The sequence below is a fragment of the Paenibacillus chartarius genome (genome assembly GCF_042432825.1).
Lineage (GTDB): Bacteria > Bacillota > Bacilli > Paenibacillales > NBRC-103111 > Gordoniibacillus > Gordoniibacillus chartarius.
Genome location: NZ_JBHLWN010000114.1, coordinates 1 through 8,540, shown reverse-complemented (window position 1 = coordinate 8,540; position 8,540 = coordinate 1). Strand labels below are relative to the sequence as shown.

The following is an 8,540-nucleotide window of genomic DNA, read 5'->3' as shown; positions in this document are numbered from 1 at the left end:
TACATTATTAGTAAATATTTAATGTGGGTTTTTCGTGATAACTTTTATGCAATGCCAGTGGTCGCATGAGCCTTCTCCGGCATCATCCAACCCCTTATCGGCAAGCATTTTAATACAAATGACAAGCGACAAAATGATCTTTTTCAACTTCCTTCAGCGGCGGCATCGCAGCCGCACATTCCGGCATCGCCTTCGGGCAGCGCGTGCGGAACGGGCAGCCGCTCGGCGGCGCAATCGGACTCGGCACGTCTCCCTGCAGAATGATGCGCTCGCGCTTTCTCGCTTGCTCGGGATCCGGAATCGGAATGGCCGACAGCAGCGCCTGCGAGTACGGATGAAGCGGATTTTTGTGCAGCTCGTTCGAGCCGGCCGTCTCCACCATCTTACCGAGGTACATGACGCCGATGCGGGAAGAGATGTGCTTGACCATCGCCAGATCGTGAGCGATGAACAAATACGTCAGATTGCGCTCTTCCTGTAGCTTCTCGAACAGGTTGACGACCTGAGCTTGAATCGACACGTCGAGCGCCGAGATCGGCTCGTCGGCGATGATGAACTCGGGCTCGATCGCCAGCGCGCGGGCAATGCCGATCCGCTGTCTCTGTCCGCCGGAAAACTCATGCGGATAGCGCGTCGCATGCTCGGGATTCAAACCTACCGTCTGCAGCAAATCGTGCACGCGCTCTTTTCTTTCCTTCGCCGAACCGATGTTGTGAATGTCCAGTCCCTCGGCAATAATATCGCCTACCGACATCCGGGGATTCAGCGATGCGTACGGATCCTGGAACACCATCTGCATCTGCTTGCGGAAGTCTTTGTCCGCCTTGCCCTTTAGCTTATGAACGTTCTTGCCGTTAAACAGCACTTCCCCGTCCGTAGCGTCGTACAGCCGGATAATCGTACGCCCCGTCGTCGACTTGCCGCAGCCCGACTCGCCGACAAGACCGAACGTCTCGCCGCGCTTAATCGAGAACGACACGTCGTCTACGGCTTTCAGAATCGTATTGCCGCCCAGATGGAAATGCTTCTTCAAATTCCGGACTTCCAATATATGGTCTGTCATCCTACGCGTCCCCCCACTTCTACCGGACGCTCTACCTTCGGAGCGTTCGGATCGGTCAGCCAGCAGGCCGCAGTATGCTCGCCGCTAATGACCGTATGAGCCGGATCGTGCTCCAGGCACACCTTCATCGCATACGGGCAGCGCGCAGCGAAGGCGCAGCCCTTCGGCGGATTGATCATGCTTGGCGGCGAGCCTTCGATCGGAACGAGCGGCTCGCTCGAATCCGAGTCGATGCGCGGCATCGAGCGCAGCAACCCCCACGTATAAGGATGGCGAGGATTATAAAATACGTCCTCCACCGTGCCGTGTTCGACGACCTTGCCGGCGTACATGACCACAACCTTCTGCGCGATTTCGGCAACGACGCCAAGATCGTGCGTAATCATAATGATCGACGTGTCCAGCTTCTTCTGCAAATCCTTAAGCAAATCCAGAATTTGGGCCTGAATCGTGACATCAAGCGCCGTTGTCGGTTCGTCGGCGATCAGCAGCTTCGGATTGCAAGCCAGCGCAATGGCGATCATAACCCGCTGGCGCATGCCGCCGGAGAAATGATGCGGGTACTGCTTCATCCGAGCCTTCGGATTCGGAATGCCGACCAACCCCAAAATTTCTATGGCGCGCTCGTTCGCCGCCTGCTTGGACAGCCGCTGGTGCTTGATCAGGCCTTCGGTGATTTGATCGCCGATGGTCATTGTCGGATTAAGCGACGTCATCGGATCCTGGAAAATCATGCCCATCTCCGAGCCGCGGATTTGCTCCATCTCTTTGTCCGACAGCTTCACGATGTCTTTCGTCCCTTCGAACATCACCGTACCGTTCTTCACTTTGCCGATACCGGCCGGAATGAGCCTCATAACCGTCTGCGCCGTAACCGACTTGCCGGACCCCGATTCACCGACGATCGCCAGCGCTTCCCCCTTCTTCAGCTTGAAGGTGACGCCGCGAATCGCCTGCACTTCACCCGCATACGTATGGAAGGAAACGACGAGGTCCTTTATATCCAGAATGACGTTATCTTTCATAATTATCCCCTCCTTACTTCCGCATCTTCGGATCCAGAGCGTCGCGCAAGCCGTCACCAAGCAAGTTGAATGCGAGCATCGCAATCGAAATCAACGCAGCCGGGAAGAACAGCTGATAAGCGTGCCCTTGAATCAATGCGCCGACCGCATCGCTGGTCAGCGTACCGAGGCTGGCCTTCGGAACCGGAATGCCGAGACCGAGGAAGCTGAGGAAAGCCTCCGCAAAAATCGCATGAGGAATCGTAAACGTAATGTTAACGATAATGACGCTCAACGCGTTCGGAATCAGATGCTTGAAAATAAGACGCGTCTTGCTTGCGCCAAGCGTTGTTGCGGCGAGCACGAACTCCTGCTCCTTCAGCAAAAGAATTTGACCGCGCACAAGACGCGCCATCCCCATCCAGCCGAATGCCCCAAGAGCGATAATAATCGATTTCAAGCCCGGCCCCATTAGCACCATCAGCATAATGACGACGAGAAGGTACGGAATCGAATAAAAGATTTCGACGATCCGCATCATGATCGTATCGGTACGTCCGCCTGCAAGCCCTGCGATACTGCCGTAAATAACCCCGATAACCAAGTCAATGAACGCCGCGGTAAACCCGATAAGCAACGTATAGCGGGCACCGTACCAAACGCGCACGAACAAATCCCGTCCCAAATCGTCGGTACCGAACCAGTGCGCAGCCGACATGGACAAATTGACGTCTTTGAAGGATTGCTCTGAATACGAATATGGCAGCAGGAACGGTCCGATTATCGCCATTATGATAAGCAGCACGATTAAGTAGATCGAAGCGATAGCGAGCTTATTTTTCTTGAGCCTGCGCCATATATCTTGCCAGTAGGACAAGCTTTGCTTGTTGATCTGCTGAGCAGAGCCTGACTTTTCGGCCGGCTGGAACATATCACGGCTAATGTTTGTTGACATTTTAGCGGCCTCCCTTTCCAGGCAGCTTCACGCGCGGATCAACGATCGTATACAAAATATCGGTAAGCAAATTGATCACAACGAGCGCACTGCCGTAAATAATCGTTGTGCCGAGAATAAGCGGATAGTCGCGGTTTTCGATGCTCTGTACGAACAGCTTCCCTGCACCGGGGACGGAGAAAATTTTCTCGACCGCAAACGTACCCGTAAGCAATCCCGCGGCAATCGGCCCGACCAGTGTGATGACGGGCATGATCGAATTGCGGAGCGTATGCTTCATAATCACGCGCGCTTGAGCAAGACCTTTGGATTTGGCTGTCTTGATATAATCCTGCTGCAGCACTTCCAGCATACTGGAACGCATCATCCGCGTAATTTGCGCAAGCGGCAGGAAGCTTAAGGCAACCGTCGGCAGCACCGTATGCTTCATCGTCTCCCACCTGGCGACAGGGAACCACTTCAGCTCCATCGCAAACACTTGGATGAGCAGCGGCGCCATCACGAAGCTCGGCACGGCGGCGCCGATCACGGCAACGACCGATACAATGCGGTCCGGCAGCTTATTATGGAAAAATGCTGAAATCATACCGAAACTAAGGCCAAATATAAGAGCTACAATAAGAGCTTGCAAACCAAGCTGAATCGATACAGGCAGTGTGTCGGCGAGCATCTGGTTGACATCACGCGTCGCCGATACCATCGAAGGGCCAAGATCGCCTTGGAGCAAGCTGCCCAAATAACGGGCATATTGCATAAGCAGGGGCTCATCCAGATGGTAGGCACGGTTCAAGTTGGCAAGCACAGCCGGAGGAACCGGTCTTTCCTGCGTGAATGGCCCGCCGGGTACGGCGTGCATAATGATGAACGTGATGGTGACGATTATCCATATGGTCACCAGCGCCAGAATACCCCGCTTTATAATAAATCGAAGCATGCGTATGCTCCTTTCTTCTTTTCGGAACCAGGTTGTTTCAATAAGCGAGGTATGCCACCGCCAATATGGGGCATACCTCGATTTTCAATCTTGCTATAACAGCTTCAAGCTTACTTCACAGTGACATAACGGAATTGCGGGTAACGGTTCGCCGGAACGTAAATACCTTCCAGCTCTTTCTTCGATGCATCGGCGTTCGTGTAGAAGTAAATCGGCATAAACGGCATATCGTTTATCAAAATCTTCTCAGCGTCGTGCAAGATTTGATCGCGCTTCGCCATGTCCTTTTCCACTTTCGAAGCAGCAACCAGCTTGTCGTACTCAGGGTTCGAATAACCGGTGTTGTTGTTCGTGCCGCCGGTTACCCACATATCGATATAGGTCATTGGGTCAAGGTAGTCGCCTACCCAGCCGGCGCGCATAATTTGGAAGTCAAGCGCGGATTGGCGAGCCAGCCATACCTTGGACTCAACGTTCTCGATTGTCGATTCGAAGCCCAGGTTCTTCTTCCACATTTCTTGGATCGCTTGCGCGATCTTCTGGTGGCCGGCGTTCGTGTTGAACGTGATCGTTACTTTCGGCATTGAAGTCATGCCGAGTTCAGCCAAACCTTCTTTTAACAGCTTTTGCGCTTCTGCAATGTCTTCCTTGAAATAAGCGGGAGTTTCGTCGCGGAACTCCTTGTTCTTGCCGTCTTGAGCAGCGATACCGGGGCCTACGATAGCGAAGGCAGGCTTCTGTCCGCCCTTTGTAATCGTATCGATGATCGCTTGACGGTCAATCGCCATCGCCAGAGCTTTACGAATCTTCACGTTATTGAACGGAGGCTTCGTTGTGTTGAAGCGGTAGAAGTACGTAGCCAGCTGCGGCGAAATTTTCAGCTCTCCGCTAGCTTTCGCTGCGTCGATACCGGCAGGCGGAACAGACTTGATGTAGTTCAGCTCGCCGTTCTGGAACATTTGCCATGCCGTGTTGTCGTCCGTGATGTTGTTCCACACGATTTTGTCCGTCGTGATCGTCGACTTGTTGTAGTAATTATCATTCTTCACTACCGTGATAACTTTGTCCTTCTGCCATTCCTGAAGCTTGAACGGACCGTTGCCTACATAAGTGGATGCATCGGCCGCCCAATTCGGGTTCGCTTCAACAACCTTCTTCGGTACCGGATAGTACGTGTAGAACGCAGTAAGCTGCTTGAAGTAAGGCGTAGGAGCCTTCAGCGTGACGACCAGCGTCTTATCGTCCTTCGCTTGTACGCCTACGGCGTCGCGCAGCTTCTTGATTTCGTCGGCGCTCAGCTTCTTCGGATCGGCGGAGTTGTACTCTTTAGCGCCTTTCACATAATCGGCGATCTGGTACGCGTACTCGGCAGCCGTAGCCGGATCAAGAACTCGCTTCCAGGAAAATTCGAAGTCGGCCGCCGTGACCGGATCGCCGTTCGACCACTTCAGTCCGTCCTTCAGCGTAAACGTATACGTCAGACCGTCTTCGCTCACTTGCACTTCTTTCGCTTGTCCCGGCTTGACGCCGTCCTTGTCGTTGACGAACAAGCCTTCGAACGTATGGTCGATAACCCAGCTGGAGTAGCTGTCCTTCGCAATGTTTGGGTCAATCGTCGGAATCTCACCGTTAATGTACGTGTTGACAACCGCTGCTTTTTTGTTTCCTTGCGTTGTCGCCGACCCTTGTTCATTCCCCGACGTGCTTGTTTCAGTCTTGCCGCCCGTTGTCGTACATCCGGCGATCAAGCTGCCGGCAAGGACGAGGGAAGCTGCGGTTGTGAACCACCTTTTAGCTTTCATACGAGTCCTCCTTAAAAGAATCGTTTACATATTTGGCAAGATGCTAGGCAATAACCTTAACCTCACATCGATAACCCATGGTCAATTGAACTGGATGTTGAACATTTTGGCACAGCATTTTCAATCCGTCAACATATATGTTAGCATTGTGTGATGTTTTAATGGAACACCTAACATCGAATGGCAATATATTCTGACACATACCTGACTGTCGAAAAAAAGAAACCGCTGCAATTTCTCATTATACAACCACTGGTCAATAAAATCCACATGAAATATTTTGACTTTGTAAACGCCCTCCCACACTGTGTTTCTTCAAAACGCAAGGTCGCACAACCATCATGTAAGCGTTGCCTTTTCGAGACAGTCGAACTCTGCAAAACGAGCTTCAAATCAAACTGTATATATTACATATACGCCTAAATTCACAATTAAGAATAGTACGTAGAGCAGCGAGAGACAAACGAAGCCGACACGCCAAATAATGCGGGCGATCTTCGTAAAATCAATGGCTCCCTTAACGCGATTCTGATAGCCGCCGAGCAGTCCAACAGCAATAAGCAGCACCAAGACGATCAGCCAGAAGCCGAAATTCGAGCCGAAGAGCAAATTCCACAGCTTTGCTACCGCTCCGATAAGAAGGAGCGTTGTGACGTCCATCGCGAGACGGATCGACTTCTTCTTGTCGCGGAACCATGCGTACCCGATTCCCCAGCCGAGGGCGAAACCGATAAACGGAATGACGGCCAGCAGTTCATACAGTGATTTGATCTGCGCAATCAACCAGTTCATATCCGCTCACCTTCCCCTCTCCCATTCGCGAATGATTCGATAAATCGTTTCCGTTGCCGGCACGCTTAAGCCATGCTTTGCGGCCAGTCTTGCGACCGCGCCGCTAACCCATTCGTTCTCCGTACGCCGTCCGGCGTCAACGTCCTGCAGCATCGACGAGCGATTGTCCGCCGTACGCCGGCATACGTCCTGTATACGTCTCAGCACACTGTCTTCGTCCAGCTCGGCCCCTTCAGCCAAAGCAACCGACAGACCTTCCTTCGCCAGCGACCGGATTAACGTTGCCGTTTCATCCGATGCGAGCAGCTCGCCGTTCGGCTTACGTACGAGTGCGGTGAGCGGATTAACGACGGCATTCACTAACAATTTGTACCATATGGAACTAACGATATGTTTCGACACACTTGCCTGAAATCCTGCCTGATTCAATAAACCTTCAAGTATTTTTTGCATCGGTTGCGACGCATTGTCCAAGACCTGGCCTGCAGCGGCGCCAAGCTCCGTATGTCCCGTACCGGTATGAGCAACTTCCGAGAGAGCGAGCCGCCTGGCTCCTTCCGTAGTAACTGCAATATATATGCGGTCAAGCGGAAACACATCGGCGATCCGTTCGATATGCCCCACCCCGTTCTGCCAGCATACTAACCCATTCACAGGCCGGTTCATCGCACCTAAGGCGTTCAGCATCAAGCTGTCAATCGCCTGCTGCTTGACGGTCAGAAATACCCAATCGTAGGGCAGCTCCAAAGCTTGCGACGACGACCATACGGCGAATGGTATCGCCGTTACGTTACCTCGCGCACTTGCGCGGCCGCTTGTAACCGTAATCCCCTTCTCGTTCAGTGCATCCGCCTGCTCCTTCGCCCTCGTAACGACCGTGATTCGCGCCGCGCCGGATGCCGCAAGCTTGCCGGCAAGCAGAAGCCCGACCGATCCCGCTCCGATGATCGCTATATGCATGCTATCGTTCCCCTTCATAGCGGTGTTCCATTCCAATATAGCAAATTACCGGGCAAAACAAAAAAAGCGAGATTCCGCGCATCGGCTGACGGCGGAATTCGCTTGATCGTCGTTTATATTCAGCTGCTTAATCGATGCGCTCCAGATTGCCGTTCGCATCCATCTTAAAGCGGGACTTGATCTCTTCTTCTTCTTCTGTCAAGAAAGCGAGTTTCCGGGCGCGATCCATAATTTGAATCAGCGCTTTGTAATCGTCATTGACTACCCGGTAATCGGTTTCCGCTTCACTGACTTGCTTGCTGAGCTTATCGTTCTCGCGGCGCACTTGCTCCAGCTTCTCTTGCGTGTCCTGAAGCTCGCGCTCCAGAAGCTTGATCTGTCTCGTCATGTCCTGGTAGGTGGTTTTCCAGCCGCGCAGGAACCGGATTACCGCGTCGATGGACAGCGCTTCTTCGCTGAACGAATCCGCCTTCGGCGCCAGCGTGTCGGGTTCTAGCACGGCAATCGACGAGCTGCCCGAAATGGATGCGACGACCCCCTGCTTCTTCATATGATTCCGTTTTTGACGCTGTGCCTTGGCAATTTGAATCGCAGCCTCGTATTTTTTACGAACGAAGCTGTTCCAGCGGAAGCCGCATGCCGCAGCCGTACGGCCAATTCGCTCTCCGACTTCCTCGAAAGCGGACAACTGAGTGCTTCCTTCGCGAATATGACGCAGTGTTACCTCTGCCAAAATCAAATCGTCTTCCTCGCTCCAAGCGTCTTGTCTGATTGCAGACATATCGTGTCCTCCCTACATTTTCCACAAAGTCCGATGGTTTCTCTGTATACATATGCTTATTTCAACTCTATGCCCATAGAAGAGTTCATAGAATCTATTTCATCCTGAATTTCGAAAGCGCATAAGAATGCGGTGGCGATCATCCAGGAGCGGATCAACAACTGTGAATAAGTGGGAGTGGGACCAGTGAAATTTTGAAACCAATATCCACATGGGGATAACTCCCCCCTCCCCAGAAAAGGGGCATTG

Annotated in this window: 9 protein-coding genes; all 9 read right to left on the bottom strand. The window is 52.6% G+C overall.

All coding sequences use genetic code 11. The features are described from left to right. Positions 1 to 109: 109 nt before the first annotated feature. Positions 110 to 1,063: an ABC transporter ATP-binding protein gene (locus tag ACFFK0_RS27990; RefSeq protein ID WP_377474222.1), complete on the bottom strand. Its 954-nt coding sequence runs from the start codon at positions 1,061 to 1,063 to the stop codon at positions 110 to 112. Continuing rightward, positions 1,060 to 2,088 (bottom strand): ABC transporter ATP-binding protein, encoded by a 1,029-nt coding sequence (locus ACFFK0_RS27985; RefSeq protein WP_377474220.1) that lies wholly within the window; start codon positions 2,086 to 2,088, stop codon positions 1,060 to 1,062. Before ACFFK0_RS27985 ends, ACFFK0_RS27990 begins: the two co-directional genes overlap by 4 nt. A 13-nt stretch (positions 2,089 to 2,101) precedes the next feature. Next, the gene (locus tag ACFFK0_RS27980; RefSeq protein ID WP_377474218.1) at positions 2,102 to 3,022 is read right to left on the bottom strand and encodes an ABC transporter permease; all 921 of its coding nucleotides are present in this window, start codon (positions 3,020 to 3,022) and stop codon (positions 2,102 to 2,104) included. Position 3,023: 1 nt separating this feature from the next. Then, the gene (locus ACFFK0_RS27975; protein ID WP_377474216.1) at positions 3,024 to 3,956 is read right to left on the bottom strand and encodes an ABC transporter permease; all 933 of its coding nucleotides are present in this window, start codon (positions 3,954 to 3,956) and stop codon (positions 3,024 to 3,026) included. A gap of 110 nt (positions 3,957 to 4,066) precedes the next feature. Beyond that, positions 4,067 to 5,758: a peptide ABC transporter substrate-binding protein gene (locus ACFFK0_RS27970; protein ID WP_377474214.1), complete on the bottom strand. Its 1,692-nt coding sequence runs from the start codon at positions 5,756 to 5,758 to the stop codon at positions 4,067 to 4,069. 393 nt (positions 5,759 to 6,151) lie between these two features. Then, positions 6,152 to 6,550, bottom strand: a complete 399-nt coding sequence (locus ACFFK0_RS27965; RefSeq protein ID WP_377474212.1) for a DUF3397 domain-containing protein — start codon at positions 6,548 to 6,550, stop codon at positions 6,152 to 6,154. 6 nt (positions 6,551 to 6,556) lie between these two features. Beyond that, the gene (locus ACFFK0_RS27960; protein WP_377474210.1) at positions 6,557 to 7,510 is read right to left on the bottom strand and encodes a ketopantoate reductase family protein; all 954 of its coding nucleotides are present in this window, start codon (positions 7,508 to 7,510) and stop codon (positions 6,557 to 6,559) included. Positions 7,511 to 7,637: 127 nt separating this feature from the next. After that, positions 7,638 to 8,291 (bottom strand): RsfA family transcriptional regulator, encoded by a 654-nt coding sequence (locus ACFFK0_RS27955; RefSeq protein WP_377474208.1) that lies wholly within the window; start codon positions 8,289 to 8,291, stop codon positions 7,638 to 7,640. A 56-nt stretch (positions 8,292 to 8,347) separates the two neighbouring features. Then, positions 8,348 to 8,540, bottom strand: a 193-nt coding sequence (locus ACFFK0_RS27950) for a hypothetical protein (protein WP_377474206.1), incomplete at its 5' end; no start/stop codon positions are given.

Excerpts from the sequence above, each read along its gene's own strand:
- ACFFK0_RS27990 (WP_377474222.1), bottom strand. The coding sequence starts at position 1,063 with ATGACAGACCATATATTGGAAGTCCGGAATTTGAAGAAGCATTTCCAT.
- ACFFK0_RS27985 (WP_377474220.1), bottom strand. The coding sequence starts at position 2,088 with ATGAAAGATAACGTCATTCTGGATATAAAGGACCTCGTCGTTTCCTTC.
- ACFFK0_RS27980 (WP_377474218.1), bottom strand. The coding sequence starts at position 3,022 with ATGTCAACAAACATTAGCCGTGATATGTTCCAGCCGGCCGAAAAGTCA.
- ACFFK0_RS27975 (WP_377474216.1), bottom strand. The coding sequence starts at position 3,956 with ATGCTTCGATTTATTATAAAGCGGGGTATTCTGGCGCTGGTGACCATA.
- ACFFK0_RS27970 (WP_377474214.1), bottom strand. The coding sequence starts at position 5,758 with ATGAAAGCTAAAAGGTGGTTCACAACCGCAGCTTCCCTCGTCCTTGCC.
- ACFFK0_RS27965 (WP_377474212.1), bottom strand. The coding sequence starts at position 6,550 with ATGAACTGGTTGATTGCGCAGATCAAATCACTGTATGAACTGCTGGCC.
- ACFFK0_RS27960 (WP_377474210.1), bottom strand. The coding sequence starts at position 7,510 with ATGCATATAGCGATCATCGGAGCGGGATCGGTCGGGCTTCTGCTTGCC.
- ACFFK0_RS27955 (WP_377474208.1), bottom strand. The coding sequence starts at position 8,291 with ATGTCTGCAATCAGACAAGACGCTTGGAGCGAGGAAGACGATTTGATT.